This window comes from Amycolatopsis orientalis DSM 43388 (assembly GCF_000411975.1).
Lineage (GTDB): Bacteria > Actinomycetota > Actinomycetes > Mycobacteriales > Pseudonocardiaceae > Amycolatopsis > Amycolatopsis orientalis_D.
Window position 1 is genome coordinate 1 of sequence record NZ_ASXG01000154.1, and the last position, 16,559, is coordinate 16,559.

General features: G+C 68.9%; 14 protein-coding genes and 2 tRNA genes. 9 read left to right on the top strand and 7 right to left on the bottom strand.

Annotated features, from left to right (window positions below):
* On the bottom strand, positions 1 to 252 hold a 252-nt coding region (locus L942_RS30395), incomplete at its 3' end, for an HU family DNA-binding protein (RefSeq protein ID WP_037367379.1).
* 1,226 nt (positions 253 to 1,478) lie between these two features.
* Positions 1,479 to 2,180, bottom strand: coding sequence for an IclR family transcriptional regulator (locus L942_RS30400; RefSeq protein WP_009074079.1), 702 nt, complete (start codon positions 2,178 to 2,180; stop codon positions 1,479 to 1,481).
* A gap of 145 nt (positions 2,181 to 2,325) precedes the next feature.
* Here L942_RS30400 and leuC point away from each other — a divergent pair, with 145 nt between their 5' ends.
* From leuC to L942_RS30435, 7 genes are all read left to right on the top strand, one after another.
* Positions 2,326 to 3,750 carry a 3-isopropylmalate dehydratase large subunit gene (gene leuC, locus L942_RS30405; RefSeq protein ID WP_037367154.1) on the top strand — a complete coding sequence of 475 codons (1,425 nt, stop codon included), beginning with the start codon at positions 2,326 to 2,328 and terminating at the stop codon, positions 3,748 to 3,750.
* A gap of 23 nt (positions 3,751 to 3,773) precedes the next feature.
* Positions 3,774 to 4,376 (top strand): 3-isopropylmalate dehydratase small subunit, encoded by a 603-nt coding sequence (leuD, locus tag L942_RS30410; RefSeq protein ID WP_037367155.1) that lies wholly within the window; start codon positions 3,774 to 3,776, stop codon positions 4,374 to 4,376.
* A gap of 242 nt (positions 4,377 to 4,618) precedes the next feature.
* The gene (locus L942_RS30415) at positions 4,619 to 5,242 is read left to right on the top strand and encodes an HU family DNA-binding protein (RefSeq protein ID WP_037367156.1); all 624 of its coding nucleotides are present in this window, start codon (positions 4,619 to 4,621) and stop codon (positions 5,240 to 5,242) included.
* Between the two features lie 731 nt (positions 5,243 to 5,973).
* Complete coding sequence (locus L942_RS30420; RefSeq protein ID WP_200862975.1) at positions 5,974 to 7,200, top strand: quaternary amine ABC transporter ATP-binding protein; 1,227 nt, start codon at positions 5,974 to 5,976, stop codon at positions 7,198 to 7,200.
* Entirely contained in the window at positions 7,193 to 8,077 is an 885-nt protein-coding gene (locus L942_RS30425) for an ABC transporter permease (RefSeq protein ID WP_037367157.1), read from the top strand. Before L942_RS30420 ends, L942_RS30425 begins: the two co-directional genes overlap by 8 nt.
* A 33-nt stretch (positions 8,078 to 8,110) precedes the next feature.
* Complete coding sequence (locus L942_RS30430; RefSeq protein ID WP_037367158.1) at positions 8,111 to 9,019, top strand: glycine betaine ABC transporter substrate-binding protein; 909 nt, start codon at positions 8,111 to 8,113, stop codon at positions 9,017 to 9,019.
* Between the two features lie 146 nt (positions 9,020 to 9,165).
* Positions 9,166 to 9,666 (top strand): MarR family winged helix-turn-helix transcriptional regulator, encoded by a 501-nt coding sequence (locus L942_RS30435; RefSeq protein WP_051166363.1) that lies wholly within the window; start codon positions 9,166 to 9,168, stop codon positions 9,664 to 9,666.
* On the opposite strand, the gene L942_RS30440 is transcribed toward L942_RS30435, so the two are convergent.
* Positions 9,663 to 10,151: a TetR family transcriptional regulator gene (locus L942_RS30440; RefSeq protein ID WP_037367159.1), complete on the bottom strand. Its 489-nt coding sequence runs from the start codon at positions 10,149 to 10,151 to the stop codon at positions 9,663 to 9,665. The two genes, L942_RS30435 and L942_RS30440, sit on opposite strands and share 4 nt — an antisense overlap.
* 84 nt (positions 10,152 to 10,235) lie before the next feature.
* On the opposite strand from L942_RS30440, the gene L942_RS30445 reads away from it, so the two are divergent.
* Entirely contained in the window at positions 10,236 to 11,285 is a 1,050-nt protein-coding gene (locus L942_RS30445) for an FAD-dependent monooxygenase (protein WP_037367160.1), read from the top strand.
* A gap of 62 nt (positions 11,286 to 11,347) precedes the next feature.
* Here the strand turns inward: L942_RS30445 and L942_RS30450 are convergent.
* From L942_RS30450 to L942_RS30460, 3 genes are all read right to left on the bottom strand, one after another.
* Positions 11,348 to 11,420: transfer RNA gene (locus L942_RS30450), tRNA-Glu, on the bottom strand.
* Positions 11,421 to 11,510: 90 nt separating this feature from the next.
* A tRNA-Gln gene (locus tag L942_RS30455) sits at positions 11,511 to 11,582 on the bottom strand.
* 49 nt (positions 11,583 to 11,631) lie between these two features.
* Positions 11,632 to 12,468, bottom strand: coding sequence for an HAD family hydrolase (locus tag L942_RS30460; RefSeq protein WP_037367161.1), 837 nt, complete (start codon positions 12,466 to 12,468; stop codon positions 11,632 to 11,634).
* Positions 12,469 to 13,819: 1,351 nt separating this feature from the next.
* Between L942_RS30460 and L942_RS30465 the strand changes: the two genes are divergently transcribed.
* Positions 13,820 to 15,058 (top strand): FAD-dependent oxidoreductase, encoded by a 1,239-nt coding sequence (locus L942_RS30465; protein ID WP_037367162.1) that lies wholly within the window; start codon positions 13,820 to 13,822, stop codon positions 15,056 to 15,058.
* 585 nt (positions 15,059 to 15,643) lie between these two features.
* Here the strand turns inward: L942_RS30465 and L942_RS30470 are convergent.
* Complete coding sequence (locus tag L942_RS30470) at positions 15,644 to 16,414, bottom strand: fumarylacetoacetate hydrolase family protein (RefSeq protein WP_037367163.1); 771 nt, start codon at positions 16,412 to 16,414, stop codon at positions 15,644 to 15,646.
* Between the last annotated feature and the right edge of the window lie 145 nt (positions 16,415 to 16,559).

The following is a 16,559-nucleotide window of genomic DNA, read 5'->3' on the forward strand; positions in this document are numbered from 1 at the left end:
CGTGGTGCCCGCGCGGAACGCCGGAACGTTCGTCTTCTTCACTCGCACGGCTTCGCCGGTGCGAGGGTTGCGCGCGGTGCGGGCGGCACGAGCGCGCTTTTCGAAGACACCGAAGCCGGTGATGGTGACCTTTTCGCCCTTGTGGACGGTGCGGATGATGATGTCGACGAGACCGTCGACGGCTTCCGCGGCTGCCTTCTTGTCGCCGATGCGCTCCGACAGAGCTTCGATCAGCTGGGCCTTGTTGGCCATTCCAGTTCCTCCAACCAGAACTTGTTTTATACGGCCATACAGGCCGAACGCAGTCATTATCACCCATAGACTTGGCAAGTCCAATCGGGACCTGCCTATTTCGTTGCCGTGTCGGGCAACCGGAGAGGCGGCGAGGGGCCGCGGCGGCCGGATTCTTTCACTGGCCGGAAGACCGGCGAGAGTGCTTGCGGCACCGGAAAAGTCGCATGTAGACACCCGCTGTCCTGCGGTTTTGCCTCTTTTTGAGGTGCTGTGGCGGGCTCGCGCGGGCCTGCCCGGACGACTCGCGAAGCGGCCGGACGGTCTACTGAGGACGATCGAAAACCTCGCGAAAATGACTGCCTCGCACGGGCGTGGCGGGACGCGGGCCGGGGTGGGTGCGGCGGGAGCGGGGTGGGCGGAGGCGTTGCCGGGCGGGGCGGGGAGACGGGCTGTCGGGTGGTGTGCCGGGTTCGCGGTCGGTCAGGCGGTGGGGGTTGTGTTGGAGGAATCGGGTGTGGGGAGGGAAGGCTCGTGGGGGCGGGTTCGGGGTTGGTTGGGTCGGTGGTGTGGTGGCGGTCGCGGCGGAGGAATCGGAGGCGGCGAGGGAACGCTCGCGGCGGAGGAATCGGAGGCGGCGAGGGAACGCTCGCGGGGAGCGCGCGGGTTCGGGCTCGGCGATGGTTGGGGTTCGCTCGCGGAGTGCTTCATGCGGAGCGTGTTCGGTTTGTCGGCGGCGAGGGGGTCGGGGCTGATGCGTTCGGTCGAGGGGCGGTGGAAATCGGGCGCGGGGCACGGGCGCTTGCGGTGCTGGGCTCGGGTTCGGGGCGCGCTTGGGAGTCCGTTCGCGGCGGAGTTCGTTATGCCGGTAGCGGGGATTGGTCGCCTGCCGGGTTTGGGGTTCGGCCGGGTCGGCGGTGGAGGGATCGGGTGCGGGCGGGGCGCTAGCGGTGTCGGGGTCGCGTGGGGCCGGTGGGGGCGGAATTCGTTACGGCGGCGGTGGGGATCGGCCGCTCGCCGCGTTGGGAGTTGATGGGTTCGGTTGGACCGGTGGTGCGGCACCGGAGGAATCGGGCGCGGAGGCGCTGACGACGCGGTGCTCCCGTTGAGCGGCGTGGCGCGTCCAGGAGAGGCGTGCGTCGAGCCGGTTGTGAAGCCGGGCAGGGAACCGGGGGTGCGAAAAAGGCCGCCTCCCGCCGGGGTGGCGGAGAGGCGGCCTGGGGTTGGCGCGTGGTGGGAGCGGGACGTCAGAGGCGTTCCTGGAGCGCGTCGGCGGCGGCGAGGAGGTCGGCCGCCCATCGGGCGCCGGGCTTGCGCCCTATGCGTTCGATCGGACCGGACACCGAAACCGCGGCCACGACGGTGCCCGAGGAATCGCGCACCGGCGCCGAAACGCTCGCGACGCCGGGTTCGCGTTCGGCGACGCTTTGCGCCCAGCCGCGGCGGCGGACTTCGAGCAGGGTGCGTTCGCCGTAAACCGCGTCGGCGAGGATCGTCCGCTGCGTGTGCGGATCCGACCACGCGGCAAGGACCTTCGCGCCCGAGCCGGCCGTCATCGGCAGGCGCGAGCCGATCGGAACCGTGTCGCGCAAACCGCTCGGCGGTTCCGCGGTCGAAACGCACACGCGCTGCACGCCGTCGCGCCGGTAAAGCTGAACGCTTTCGCCGGTGATGTCCCGAAGCTTCGGCAGCACCGAACTCGCCGCGTCGAGCAACGGGTCGGTCGAGCCGCCGGCGAGTTCGGCGAGCGCGGTGCCCGGCCGCCAGCGCCCGTCCGGCCCCCGCCGCAGCAGGCGATGCACTTCGAGCCCGACCGCGAGCCGGTGCGCGGTCGCGCGCGGAAGCCCGGTGCGCGTGCACAGTTCCGCCAGCCCGCACGGGTCCTCGGCGACGGCCTGCAGCACGGCCACGGCTTTGTCCAGTACTCCGATACCGCTATGCTGTCCCACGACGCGATACTATCTTCCCGCACTGTGGGAAGTCCAGAATCTGGGAAAAACGAAACCCGGAGCCGCGGACAGCCGCGGCTGCCCCCTCCTCACCGGCATCGTCCGGGTTCCGTGCTCCCGGCCGATCCCGAGGAAGGAGCCGGAGATGACCAGCCCCACCGGCAAGGCTCGCACGCTGGCGGAGAAGGTGTGGGACAGCCACCTCGTGCGCCGAGGCGAAGGCGCCGAACCGGATCTGCTCTACATCGACCTCCACCTGGTGCACGAAGTGACCAGCCCGCAGGCGTTCGACGGACTGCGGCTGGCCGGGCGGAAGGTGCGCCGCCCCGACCTCACCATCGCCACCGAGGACCACAACGTCCCCACGGTGGACATCGACCTCCCGATCGCGGACCCGGTGTCCCGCACCCAGGTCGACACGCTTCGCCGCAACTGCAAGGAGTTCGGCGTCCGGCTGCACCCGATGGGCGACGCCGAACAGGGCATCGTGCACGTGATCGGGCCGCAGCTCGGGCTGACCCAGCCCGGCATGACCGTGGTGTGCGGCGACAGTCACACCTCCACGCACGGCGCGTTCGGCGCGATGGCGTTCGGCATCGGCACTTCCGAGGTCGAGCACGTGCTCGCCACCCAGACGCTGCCGCTGCGGCCGTTCAAGACGATGGCGATCAACGTCGACGGCACGCTGCAGCCGGGCGTCACCGCGAAGGACGTGATCCTCGCCGTGATCGCCAAAATCGGCACCGGCGGCGGGCAGGGCTACGTCCTGGAGTACCGCGGCAAGGCCATCGAGGCATTGTCGATGGAAGCCCGGATGACCATCTGCAACATGTCGATCGAGGCGGGCGCGCGCGCCGGCATGATCGCGCCGGACGAAACGACCTTCGCCTACCTCAAGGGCCGCCCGCACGCGCCGAAGGGCGACGAGTGGGACGCCGCCGTCGCCGCCTGGCGCGAGCTGCGCACCGACGAGGGCGCGGAATTCGACGCCGAGGTCCACCTCGACGCGGACCAGCTGACGCCGTTCGTGACCTGGGGCACCAACCCCGGACAGGGCCTGCCGCTCAGCGAATCGGTGCCCGACCCGGCCGCCATCCCGGACGAGAACGCGCGCGTCGCCGCTGAGAAGGCCCTGTCCTATATGGATCTGAAGCCGGGCACCCCGCTGCGCGAGATCGCGGTCGACACCGTGTTCCTCGGCTCGTGCACCAACGGCCGGATCGAGGACCTGCGCGCCGCCGCCGAGGTGCTGCGCGGGCGGAAGGTGGCCGATTCGGTCCGGATGCTCGTCGTGCCCGGTTCGATGCGGGTGCGCAAGACCGCCGAGGAGGAGGGCCTGGACAAGATCTTCGCCGAGGCGGGAGCCGAATGGCGGCAGGCCGGCTGCTCCATGTGTCTCGGGATGAACCCGGACCAGCTCGCCCCCGGCGAGCGCAGCGCGTCCACCTCCAACCGCAACTTCGAGGGACGGCAGGGCAAGGGCGGGCGCACGCACCTCGTCTCGCCGCTCGTGGCCGCCGCCACCGCCGTGCGCGGGACCCTGTCCTCGCCCGCCGACCTGCCCGCCTGACTTCCCCGAGAGGAGCCACCCCCATGGAACCGTTCACCCAGCACACCGGGATCGGGGTCCCGCTGCGCCGGTCCAACGTGGACACTGACCAGATCATCCCGGCCGTCTACCTCAAGCGCGTGACCCGCACCGGATTCGAGGACGGGCTGTTCGCCGCCTGGCGCGCGCAGGAGGACTTCATCCTCAACCAGGAGCCGTTCAAGAACGGATCGGTGCTCGTCGCCGGGCCGGACTTCGGCACCGGATCGTCGCGCGAGCACGCTGTGTGGGCCTTGATGGACTACGGCTTCCGGGTCGTCATCTCGTCCCGTTTCGCCGACATCTTCCGCGGCAACTCCGGCAAGGGCGGCCTCGTCGCCGCGCAGTGCGAGCAGTCGGATGTCGAACTGCTCTGGAAGCTGCTGGAGAACGAGCCCGGCACCGAGGTGTCGGTGGACCTCGAGGCCAAGACCGTGCGGGCCAAGGACTTCACCGCGCCCTTCCAGATCGACGACTACGTCCGCTGGCGGCTGCTCGAAGGGCTCGACGACATCGCGCTGACCCTGCGCCACGCGGGGGACATCGACGCGTTCGAGTCCCAGCGGCCCTCCTGGAAGCCCGCGACCTTGCCGGCCGCGGCCTCCTGACCTGCGCCGCCGGGGCCGGATTCCCTGCTCGGAAAGGGAATCCGGCCCCCGCGGGCCCCCTCTTCGCCCACGCCAAACGGAGCCTCCCGAACCCGGAATCGGGTCCGTCGGGAGGGCGGAACCGTTCCCGTCGCAAGGGAAAATTTCGCCTGCCGTTTGGAATTTGTGCTGTCTTGGTAATACCGTGTGCGTTAGCCGGCCGACCTGGCCGTGGACGAAGAGTTCTTCTTGGAGGGACTGGAATGGCCAACAAGGCCCAGCTGATCGAGGCGCTGTCGGAGCGTCTGGGCGACAAAAAGGTTGCTTCGGAGGCCGTCGACGGTCTCGTCGACATCATCATCCGGACGGTCAACAAGGGCGAAAAGGTGAACATCACCGGCTTCGGGGTGTTCGAGAAGCGCGCTCGTGCCGCCCGCACCGCGCGCAACCCGCGCACCGGCGAAGCCGTGCGAGTGAAGAAGACGAACGTTCCGGCGTTCCGCGCGGGCACCACGTTCAAGGACGTCATCTCCGGCTCCAAGAAGCTGCCGAAGGCGACGGCCGTGAAGCGGGCGACCGCCAGCACCGCGAAGGCGACCGCCACCCGCGCCACGGCGACGACCACGCGCAGCACCCGTGCCACCGCGGCCAAGCCGGCCGCCACCCGCACCCGCGCCACCGCGGCCAAGGCTCCCGCCAAGGCCACCGCCGCGAAGGCCACCACCACCCGCGCCAAGGCGACCGCCACCAAGGCCACCGCGGCCAAGGCGGCCCCGAAGGCCACCACCACGCGGGCGAAGGCCGCCGCCAAGCCGGCCGCCAAGAAGACCACGGCGACCGCGAAGAAGGCTCCGGCCAAGCGCACCTCGGCCGCGAAGAAGAAGTAACTCCGGTTTTCCGGAACATCCGACAAGCCCCGCCCGGCTTCTCCCCGGGCGGGGCTTGTCGCATCTCTGCCCTTATCCTCCCCGCCCGCGCGGGCCCGCCTCCGGAGCGGACGCGGCACCCGCGCCGCTGATTTCCGAAGCGGCAGCACACCGTTCGGCCGACCGCCTTCAAGATCCGTTGGCCCGCTTGCCCGTCCGGCCTCGCGGACCGCGAAGCCGTCACCCGGGTCTCAAGGGCGGGCATTGTCCCCGCGGGATCGCATCCGCGCAGCGCGAAGGAAATCGAGGGGCGGCCCCGCCGTTTCCCTGAGCCCACCGGTCATCTCGCATCCGCGGCCAGTCGATCACCTGTTCCCCCAAGCAACTGCGCGCGCCCGCGCGAAGCGTTTTCTTGCCGTGTCCGGTCCGGCACCATGCGTGGCCACTGGGTGTCCGCGATCACCCAGGCCACGCACGGTCCACAACAGACTTTCGGGTTGTTATGCGAACGTGACAACCACGCACCGTGGCCGCCGGTAATCCAGTCGGGCGAACAGTCGAATCCGGACTGGTTTCGCCAGCGCACACCCTCTTTTCCCCGCTGCCGCACCGGCGTCTCGCGCCCGCGCGCACGGCGCCGGCGAAAGTGGGGGCCGGGCCACGAAAACCGGCCGTCGCCGGTGAACGGGTCGCGCGATCGGCTCCGATCAGTGTTGGTCTATGCAATCATGTCGCCCGGCAAAGGACCCCGAATGCGAGAACATGAGACGACTGTGCCGATAGTTCGTGTGGAGAAGCTGTACAAAGTGTTCGGCCGCCGGGCGGAAGAAGCGGTCGGCAAGCTCGAGAACGGCGCCGACCGCGCCGAATTGGACCTGCCCGGCGTGACCGCGGCGGTGATCGACGCCTCCTTCACCGTGGAGCGCGGCGAAATCTTCGTGGTGATGGGACTGTCCGGTTCGGGCAAGTCGACCCTGCTGCGCACGCTGAACGGATTGCTCCCGGCCACGTCCGGCCGGGTCCTGGTGGACGACATCGACCTCACCGACAAGTCCGCGGCGCAGGTGCGCGAGCTGCGCCAGCGGCGGATGAGCATGGTGTTCCAGCACTTCGCGCTGTTCCCGCACCGCACGGTCGCGGAGAACGTCGCCTACGGCCTGAGCGTGCAGAACGCGCCGCGCGACCGGCAGCGCCAACGCACCGCCGAAGCGCTGGAGATGGTCGGCCTCACCGGATGGGAGGACCGGTTGCCCGGTCAGCTTTCCGGCGGGATGCGCCAGCGCGTCGGCCTCGCCCGCGCGCTGGCCGCGGACACCGAGATCCTGCTGATGGACGAGGCGTTCAGCGCGCTGGACCCGTTGATCCGCAAGGAGATGCAGGACCAGCTCCTGATGCTGCAGCGGCAGCTAGGCAAGACGATCGTGTTCATCACGCACGACCTCAACGAAGCGATGCGCCTCGGCGACCGGATCGCGATGATGCGCGACGGCCGCATCGTGCAGGTTTCGACCGCGCAGGAGATGCTGACCCGCCCGGCCGACGAGTACGTCGCGAAGTTCGTCCGCGACGTCGACCGCTCCCGGGTGCTCACCGCGTCCGCCGTGATGGCGCCCGCGGAAGTCTCGTTCACTTCGGCGACGACCGTCGCCGAAGCGCTGGAAACGATGCGCCGGAACGAACTCCCCGGAGTGCTGGTGACCGAGGACGGCAAGTTCGCCGGCGCGGTCGACCGGCGCGCGGTGAGCGAGGCCGCCGACCGGGGCACGGAAACGATCGCCGAACTTGTCGACCGGTCCGCCGCGCGCACCGGCCCGGAAACCCAGATGGCCGAACTGTTCGGCCACGCCGCTTCCGCGCCCGCGCCGCTCGCGGTGGTCGGCGCCGACGGCGTGCTGCTCGGCGCGGTGACCCGCGAGGCGCTGCTGAACGCGCTGAGCAATGGCGAAAACGACGCGCAGGAGGCGAGCGCCCGTGGCTGACAACGTCCTCGTCGGCGACCTGCCGCAGGTTCCCGTCGGCACCTGGTTCAAGGCGATCATCGACTGGCTGCAAGGCAACATCGGCCCGTTCTTCGATTTCGTCGACAAGATCGTCAACGGCGCGGTCACCGGGCTCGCCTCGGGGCTGACCTGGCTGCCGTGGCCGGTGCTGCTCGTGGTGTTCGCCGGGCTCGGATGGTGGCTGCGCGGCTGGAAATTCGGCGTCGGCTCGGCGATCGGCTTCGCGCTGATCGACAGCATGCGCGAATTCCCGTCCGCGATGCAGACGCTTTCGCAGGTGCTGATTTCCGGCGTGGTCGCGGTGGCGATCGCGGTGCCGGTCGGGATCGCGGCCGCGCGCAACGAAACGGTGAGCCGGATCGTGAAGCCGGTCCTGGACTTCATGCAGACGCTGCCCGCGTTCGTCTATCTGATCCCGGTCATCTTCTTCTTCTCGATCGGCCCGGTGCCGGGCGTGGTGGCGACCGTCGTGTTCTCGCTCCCGCCGGGCGTCCGACTGACCGAACTCGGCATCCGCCAGGTCGACCCGGAAATGGTCGAAGCCGGCGAGGCGTTCGGCTCGCCGCCGCGGCGGATCCTGCGGGAGATCCAGATCCCGCTCGCGATGCCGTCGATCATGGCGGGCATCAACCAGATCATCATGCTGTCGCTGTCCATGGTCGTGATCTCCGGCATGGTCGGCGCCCCCGGGCTCGGCGCCGAGGTCTACGCCGCGGTCACGAGCCTGAAGCTGGACCTCGGTTTCAACGCCGGTCTCGGCGTTGTCGTGCTGGCCATTTATCTCGACCGGCTCACTTCCTCGCTGGGGGCGCGCTCCGCGGTGGGCCGCGCCCTCCGCCGGGCCGACGCGGCCTGATCCACCTCCACCGCAACGAGAAAGGACGAACGAGTGCGCACTTCGAAACGGCTCAGCCGGATCCTCGCCGTGGGCGCCGCCGTGACGGCCCTGGTCGGCCTCACCGCGGCGTGCGGCGGCCGGGAATCCCAGTCGAACAACAGCCAGCAAGCCAAGAGCGTCACCATCGGCTACATCAACTGGGACGAGGACGTCGCCCTCACCAACCTGTACCAGGCGGTGCTGGAGGAAAAGGGGTACCAGGTCAAGACGCAGATGCTCGACGTCGGCCCGATCTACGCGGGTCTCGCGAAGGGCGACGTCGACCTGTTCCTCGACTCGTGGCTGCCCGCGACGCACAAGCAGTACTGGGACCAGTACCAGAACCAGGTCGAAGACCTCGGCGTCTGGTACGACAACGCGACCCTCAACCTCGCCGTGCCCGACTACGTGAGCGACGTCAACAGCATCGCCGACCTCAAGGACAAGGCGAGCATGTTCGGCGGCAAGATCACCGGCATCGAGGCGAGCGCGGGCGAAACCGGCATCGTGCAGAAGACCGCGATCCCGCAGTACGGCCTCGACGGCGCGATGACGCTGCAGAACTCGTCGACCACCGCGATGCTGGCCGCGCTCGACAGCTCGATCAAGGCGAAGAAGCCGATCGTCGTGACGCTGTGGCACCCGCACTGGGCGTACTCGCGCTACCAGCTCAAGGACCTCAAGGACCCGAAGGGCGCGATGGGCAAGGGCGAGCAGCTCCACGCTCTGGGCCGCAAGGGCTTCGGGAAGGACTTCCCGGCGCTGGCCGCCGTGGCCAAGAAGCTGAAGATGTCCGACGCGGACCTCGGTTCGCTCGAGGACGCGATCCAGAAGGCTCCGAAGGGCCAGGAGAAGACCGCCGCCAAGCAGTGGGCGGATCAGCACAAGCAGTTCGTGGACCAGGCTTTCGCCGGTCTCTGAACCAGCTTCGGACGACCCCGCCTCCCGTTCGCCGGGACGCGGGGTCGTTTCTTTTCCCACTGGCGAGACAGTGGAGGCGGCCCGATTCCGCCTCATTCGTTGGCCAGCACCCGGAATCCGCCGCTCGATTACGGCACACTGGACCCATGTCTCGCGCGCCGATCTCTGCCCGCACCGACGGACCCGACGACGTCGACGCGGTCACCGAAGCCGTGCTCACTGCTTCGCGACTGCTCGTCGCGGTGTCCGCGCGGTCCATCGCCTCCGCGGGCGACCTCATCACGGTGCCGCAATTCCGGCTGCTCGTGGTGCTGCATTCCCGCGGCCCGCTGAAACAGGCCGCACTCGCCGAGCATCTCGGCGTCACGCCGTCCACCGCGAGCCGGATGATCGATCGCCTGGTCGCCGTCGCACTGGTCGCCCGGTTGGGCAATCCGTCGTCCCGGCGCGAGGTTGTCATCGAACTCACCCGGGAAGGCGACCGGATCGTCCGCACCGTCACCCAGCGGCGGCGGCGCGAAATCGCCTCCATCGTGGAGAAAATGCCCGAATCGGCGCGCCGCGGCCTGGTCGACGCGCTGACCGCGTTCGCCGAAGCCGGCGGCGAACCGCCGGCCGGAAACCCGGACGACGCCGTCTGGGTCTAGAGTTCCGCCGCTACCGCACGGATGCCGTCAGCCACTTCCTCCGCCGACGGGGCCTCCTCCGGGTCGAGCAGCCACTGCACCATCAACCCGATCACCAACGCGCTCTGCACCGCGCCGCCGACGCCGGCCCGAGCCTCCCGCAGCCCCTGTACGAGATGCCGCCGCACGTCCGCTGAGCGCTCCGCCTGCACGAGCGCCTCAAGCTGCGCGACCCACAACGCCCGGTGCTCGCCGAAGCTGTCGATCAGCCGCTTCAGCCCGTCCTCGGACAGGTCGAACGAAGAATCCGCGACCTGACCACCCAGCTCGTCCACCGCCGCGACGAGCGCCTGCGTCAGCAACGCGTCCCGCGACCCGAAGTGGTACCCGATCGCTGCGTGGCTGACGCCCGCCGCGGCTGCGATGTCGCGCACCGTCGTGTTGCCCCAGCCCCGTTCGGTCAAGCAGCGCTTCGCCCCGGCCAGCAGATCCTCGCGATTGCCCATGGCGCACACCCTAGCCGACGTCTTGCCCAGATGGTTTATCCAAACGGTTTGACCAAATGGACAAACACTGGCTACGTTCTCCCCATGAACGTCCTGATCTCCGGCGCCGGCGTGGCCGGCACCACCCTCGCCGAACTCCTCACCCGCTCCGGCCACCGCGTGACGCTCGTCGAACGCGCCCCGGCCCTCCGGCACACCGGTTATGCCGTGGATTTCCGCGGTGCCGCCTTCGAGGTCCTCGCCGAACTGGGCATCCTCGACGACGTCCGGCAGCACGACACCGAAATGACCGGAACCGCCCTCGTCGACCGCGACGGCGTCCAGGTGGAGCTGCTGCCCGCCGAGGCTTTCGCGGGCGAGCTGGAGGTGCCGAAGCACGTCCTGAACGAGCTGCTGTACGACGTGACTGTCGATCATGTCGAGTACCGCTTCGGCACCTCGATCACGTCGCTGAGGCAATCTGAGGACGCCGTGACCGCTGAATTGACCGACGGCTCGACGGAGACCTACGACCTGGTCTTCGGTGCCGACGGCGTGTACTCGAAGGTCCGCCAGCTGGCCTTTGCCCCGCACTCCGCGGTGCTGCAGCACCTGGGCCTCTCCGGCGCGGGCTTCACCATGCCGAACTTCCTGGGCCTGGACCACAGCGGGCTCCTCCGTGCCTCCGACGGCACCGCGAGCTACCTCTTCAGCGCAGCTGACCCGGACCGCATGACCGTCAGCCTGACCTTCGGGACGACCTCCGGAGCCCTGGACCGGCTGCCGCGAGCCGACCAGGAAGCAGCGGTGCGTGCCGCTTTCGCCGGTGACGCTTGGCACACGCCTCGGCTGCTGGAGGCGATGTCGGAAGCTTCGGATTTCTACTTCAGCTCGAGCACCCAGGTGCGGGTGGACCGCTGGTCGACCGGCCGGATCGCCCTCGTGGGAGACGCCGGATACTGCGCCGCGCCCACGGCGGGCATGGGCACCTCGCAGGCCCTGCTCGGCGCTCGTGCGCTGGCGCGGCATCTGGCGGACGCGGCGTATCCGGAGGCTTTCGCCGAGTACGAGGCCGAACTGCGGCCGTATGTGACGGAAAACCAGGCGAATGGCCGTTCGGCGGCCGCGATGTTCGGGGGCGTTCAAGAGGATTGATCGTTTCCCCGCCGAATACAACAAAGCCCGGTCGATCCGGAAAAGATCAACCGGGCTGGCTGTACCCCCGATGGGATTCGAACCCACGCTACCGGCGTGAGAGGCCGGCGTCCTAGGCCGCTAGACGACGGGGGCTTAGGAACTTCCCCGTTTCCGGGGCTTTTCTTGCGAGAGAGAACTTACCAGAAGCGATTTTCGCACTTCCGAGAGGGGTCCTCTCTGCAGCTGGGGTACCAGGACTCGAACCTAGACTAACTGGACCAGAACCAGTCGTGCTGCCAATTACACCATACCCCAGTGAGGTACTTTCCCGGTTGCCCAGGTCAGTGCCGCACGAGAAGAAATACTAGAACATCCCGCCGCGGACCGTCGCAGCGGGGGTCCCCGCCGCGCGCGGGGCGGGCACGCCGACCGTCGCGTACTCCGAAACCAGCAGCTCAGGAAGCTCGTCGAGCCCGGTCACGGTATGCACCCCCTCGGGCGCGCGCTCGCCGGTGCGCCCGGTCCCGTCGCGGTCGAGCCAGACCGCGCCGAGCCCGGCGTCGAACGCGCCGATCGCGTCGGTGTCGAGCTTGTCGCCGACGTGCACGGTGCGCTCCGGCGGGCAGTCGAGCGCGAGGCACACCGAGTGGAACATCACCGGATCGGGTTTCGCGACCCCGACCTCGCCCGCGATCGCGACGTGGTCGAAAAGCGGCGCGAGCCCGAGATCCGCGATTTTCCGCCGCTGATGAACTCCTGAGGCGTTCGTCACGGCAGCGATCCGAAGCCCAGCGGCGCGCAGCCATTCCAGGCACGGAAGAACGTCGTCGAACAACCGCCAGGACCGCGCCAAAATCTCCCGCCGGCGCGCCTCGAAGGCACTCACCTGCGCGGAGTCCCCGAGGATCCCCAACTCGGCGAGGAAACATTCGGTGCGCCGGTGATGCATCACGTCGTAGCCGAGCTTCCCGGCGACCACGAGCGCGACGTGCTCCTCGGTGATCAAATCCCACAACGGCCAAAGATCGTCGCGCCCGGTGAGCGCGTGCAGAGTCCGGCGGATCGCGGCGGTGCAGTCGATCAACGTGTCATCGATGTCGAGGCAGACCAGGCTCAGCTCAGGAGGCGCCCACGGTTCACGACCGGCAACGGCCGGCGGGGCAGTACGAGCACGCGACAGAGCGGCCGGGGCGAAATCCACCCCGTGAGGCTAGGACACTCGCCGCGTTCGCAACGCGGCCAAAAAGGTGATTACCGCGAAGCCGTTGCCGCTGACCGGCTCTACTGCCGGTGCGCAAAGTGTCCGCGCGGTGACGTTCACCACCGCCAGAGAGGGCCGAGCGGATGAAGCGCCCTTACTCCACGCTCCCCGCCAACCTTGCCAATTCCGAACGATCTCCGCCGCCGTTCACCCAGCTGGTTCTTCCCGGTGCCGCCGAGAAACCCTGGTGCCACAAGCCTTTCCCGCCCCCGAGCCTGAACCTCCCGACCCGCGCTCTCCTCACGCAACAACAACCACGCATAAGTTCCGCCGCAGAACTAACCACCCGAAATCCTTTCCGGAAAAATGCCGCCACTCCACACTTTCCGACCGGATGGCGGAGTCCTGCCCGAGATCCACCTACGTGAACTACGCGCCATTACGCGAACTCCACATTCTGGTCCCGGCGGGGCGAGATCGACTCCGCTGCCGGGACCAGCCAGTCGGACTTCCCGCTTCTTGATGCCCCCACCAAGCCTTCCAGCGGTCCCCGGCGGGCGACTTGCTCACGAGGACTCCTTTGCTGCCCTTCTCTTCGGATCCGTCCCGCCCGCGCTCGCCCCTCGGCGTCTCACCCGCCCGCACACTTCGCCTCCCGGACCTCACCCGCCCGCGCACCCCGACTCTCCGGGCCGCATCTGCTCCGCGCACTCCGTTTCTTGGGGCCTCACCTGTCCCGCGCACTCCGCCCCAAGCCTCGCCCGCCCCGCACACTCCGTCCGGCCGGGCCGTGCCGCTCCTCCCGCTCCCCCACTTCTGCGAGCATCCTCGCCCCAGGCGGTCCCGACATCCCTTTCTCCACCTCACTCGCCCCGGCACTCCCTGTTTCTCCGTCCCCGTGCCCGGGCTTCCGGGTCCAGCCCGCCCCACGCACCAGGTCTCCCGCACCTGGCCTCCAGCCCCACTCACTCCCCCCCTGCCGACCTTCCCTTGCCCTCCCACCGCCTTCCACGCTCCCGGCTTCGACCCACCTCCCCCTGTACCCCCGGACGCTCGCTGCCCTCCTGCCGCAGCCCGGCACCCCGAATTCCCGGTTCCCACTGACCTCGCCAGCCCTCCGCACCCCAGGCCCACGCACCAGCTTCTCTCGAGCCGGAACCTCTCCCACCCCACCCATTTCCACCACCCCGCCTCACCAGCCGCCCGCAGTCCTCCCCGCAGTGCCCACGCGTGCCCGCTCATCCCGCCCCGGAACCACGACCCACCCCATCGGCCGACTTGACGCACCCTCCGCCCAAGGTGCATCCTCAGGTTATTCAACATGCGATGAATAAGAGGGGAGCTAGGGAAGATGACCGAGCACACGAGCTGCGTCATCGTCGGCGGCGGACCGGCTGGCATGGTGGCGGGCTTGCTCCTGGCCCGAGCGGGCGTAGAGGTGACCGTGCTGGAAAAGCACGCGGACTTCCTGCGCGACTTCCGCGGCGACACCGTCCACCCGTCCACCCTCACGCTCCTGGACGAGCTGGGTCTCGGCGAGAAGTTCGAAGCCCTGCCGCACACCAAGGTGACCACAGTCGGAATCCCGACCCCAGACGGCGACGCGCTGACCATCGCCGACATGTCGATGCTGAAGGTCCCGCGCCCCTACGTTGCGATGGTCCCGCAATGGGATCTCCTGGACCTGCTCGCCGAGACAGCGCATAAAGAGCCAACCTTCACCCTGCGGCTCGAAACGGAAATGACCGGTCTCCTCCGGTCGGGCCGCCGAGTCACCGGTGTGCGCTACCGCACCGCCGACGGCACCGAAGGCGAACTCGAAGCCGACCTGGTCATTGCCGCCGACGGCCGCTGGTCTCTGGCCCGCCGCTCAGCCGGCCTCACCCCGCGCGAGTACTACACCCCGTTCGACGCCTGGTGGTTCCGTCTCTCCCGCAAGCCCGAAGAGCAGGACGCCACGTTGATGCCAAGGATGCGCAACCACCGCTTCGCGGTGCCGTTGCCGCGCAATGGCTACTACCAAATCGCCTACCTGGCACCGAAAGGCAAAGACCTCAACGCCGCCGGCCTCGAGAGCTTCCGCCGCGACGTCACCGAGGTCTGCCCAGAATTCGCCGACCGGGTGCACGAACTGAAGTCCATGGACGACGTCAAATTCCTGAACGTCCGCCTCAACCGCCTGCACCGCTGGCACGTCGACGGTCTGCTGTGCATAGGAGACGCCGCCCACGCGATGTCCCCAGTCGGCGGCGTCGGGATCAACCTCGCAGTACAAGACGCAGTCGCCGCCGCGAGGCTACTGGCCGGCCCGCTCCTCCGAGGCAGGCCGACCGAAAAGGACCTCGCCGCAGTCCGCAGCCGCCGCCTCTTGCCGACCGTTGCCGTCCAAGGACTGCAACGCCTTCTCCACCGCCAGGTGATGGGCCCGGTGATGACCGGCCGCGCCGACGGTCCCCCGCCGCAACTGATCGCCCTGCTCAAGCGCTTCCCGAAACTCTCCCGAGTCCCGGCCTACCTCATCGGCGTAGGCATCCGCCGGGAATCCGCACCAGCGTTCGCGCGTCGCCCCGCGGAACCGGTCAGCCGCTGACCCATCGCCGATTCGCCACCGAACACATCTCCCCATGCCCACCGGCAAGCCCCGCCGGTGGACGATGCCCGACAAAGCGACCCGGTCTCGCCGCCACCCGGCAACAACACCGCCGACCACCCGGCGACAACCCGCGTCGCCATCAAACGGCAACCCGAGCCGCCCCAACAGCTGAACTCCCCGCCACTAAACGGCACGCTCCCCACCGCTCAGCAGCCAAGTCCACGTCGTTCGCCACTCAGCGGCAACAACGCCCTGCCACCACCTGCTGAAGCGGCAATCACCTGTCGCCACTCAGCGGCAACGACGTCGTCAGCCCGCCAGCCGAACGCCGAGCCGCCTTTCGCCGCTAAACGGCAACAGCGCCGACCGCGCTCCGCCGAAACGCCAGCCACCATTCGCCACTGAACGGCGAGACCACCAACCCGGCACTAGCTCACCGTCCGACGGCAACCGGCTCGCAGCAACCGCCCGGAACCACCCCGAGGGACCATAAAACCGGCCCCGACCAGAGATTCGCCACTGAACGGCAACACTCGAACCCACCGGCCAAACCGCTGTCGCCGCAAAACGGCAACGGCCAGCTCAGAGGTCCTGAACCGGATTCGTCAGAGTCCCGATGCCGTCGATCGTGATGGACACCGACTGCCCGGCGACGATCGGCCCGACCCCCTCCGGCGTGCCGGTGAGGATCACGTCGCCGGGAAGAAGCGTCATCACCCGCGACACGAACTCGACCAGGTCGGGCACCTTGTGCACGAGGTCCGAAGTCCGGCCGTCCTGCTTCAGTTCGCCGTCGACCTCGCTGCGGAGCGCCAAGTCGGACGGGTCGATCGACGTCTCGATCCACGGACCGAGCGGGCAGAAGGTGTCGAACCCCTTCGCCCGGCCCCACTGGCCGTCGGACTTCTGCAGGTCGCGCGCGCTCACGTCGTTCGCGACCGTGTAGCCGAGGATCGCGCTGGCCGCACGCGCCGCGGGCACGTTCTTGACCGGCTGTCCGATGACGATCGCGAGTTCGCCCTCGAAGTCGACGCGCCCGACGTCCGCCGGACGGCGGATCGGAGCGTTCGGCCCGACGACCGTCGTGGACGGCTTGATGAACAGCATCGGCTCGGACGGCACCTCGTTGCCGAACTCCGCCGCGTGCTTCGCGTAGTTCCGGCCGACGGCGATCACCTTCGACGGCAGGATCGGCGCGAGCAGCCGGACATCGGCGAGCGGCCAGCGCTTGCCGGTGAAGTTCGGCTGGCCGAACGGGTGTTCCGCGATCTCCAGGACCTGGGCATCGTCGCCGTCCCCCTCGATCGAAGCGAACGCGACACCACTGGGATGAGCAATACGAGCTAGACGCACGACACCAGTCTACGTACCCCCATCGACAGTCGCGCACCCCGAGCGGGCACGACAGTCCCCCTCGCTCCATTCCGCACGGACGGACCCCCTCGCACCAGCTGACCGGTCACGACCGGCCTCGCCCGACGGGCCCCTTCACACCAGC

What these genes read in the sequence shown, in the direction of transcription:
- leuC (WP_037367154.1), top strand. Translation starts at nt 2,326, where the DNA reads ATGACCAGCCCCACCGGCAAGGCTCGCACGCTGGCGGAGAAGGTGTGG.
- leuD (WP_037367155.1), top strand. Translation starts at nt 3,774, where the DNA reads ATGGAACCGTTCACCCAGCACACCGGGATCGGGGTCCCGCTGCGCCGG.
- L942_RS30415 (WP_037367156.1), top strand. Translation starts at nt 4,619, where the DNA reads ATGGCCAACAAGGCCCAGCTGATCGAGGCGCTGTCGGAGCGTCTGGGC.
- L942_RS30420 (WP_200862975.1), top strand. Translation starts at nt 5,974, where the DNA reads ATGCGAGAACATGAGACGACTGTGCCGATAGTTCGTGTGGAGAAGCTG.
- L942_RS30435 (WP_051166363.1), top strand. Translation starts at nt 9,166, where the DNA reads ATGTCTCGCGCGCCGATCTCTGCCCGCACCGACGGACCCGACGACGTC.
- L942_RS30440 (WP_037367159.1), bottom strand. Translation starts at nt 10,151, where the DNA reads ATGGGCAATCGCGAGGATCTGCTGGCCGGGGCGAAGCGCTGCTTGACC.
- L942_RS30445 (WP_037367160.1), top strand. Translation starts at nt 10,236, where the DNA reads ATGAACGTCCTGATCTCCGGCGCCGGCGTGGCCGGCACCACCCTCGCC.
- L942_RS30465 (WP_037367162.1), top strand. Translation starts at nt 13,820, where the DNA reads ATGACCGAGCACACGAGCTGCGTCATCGTCGGCGGCGGACCGGCTGGC.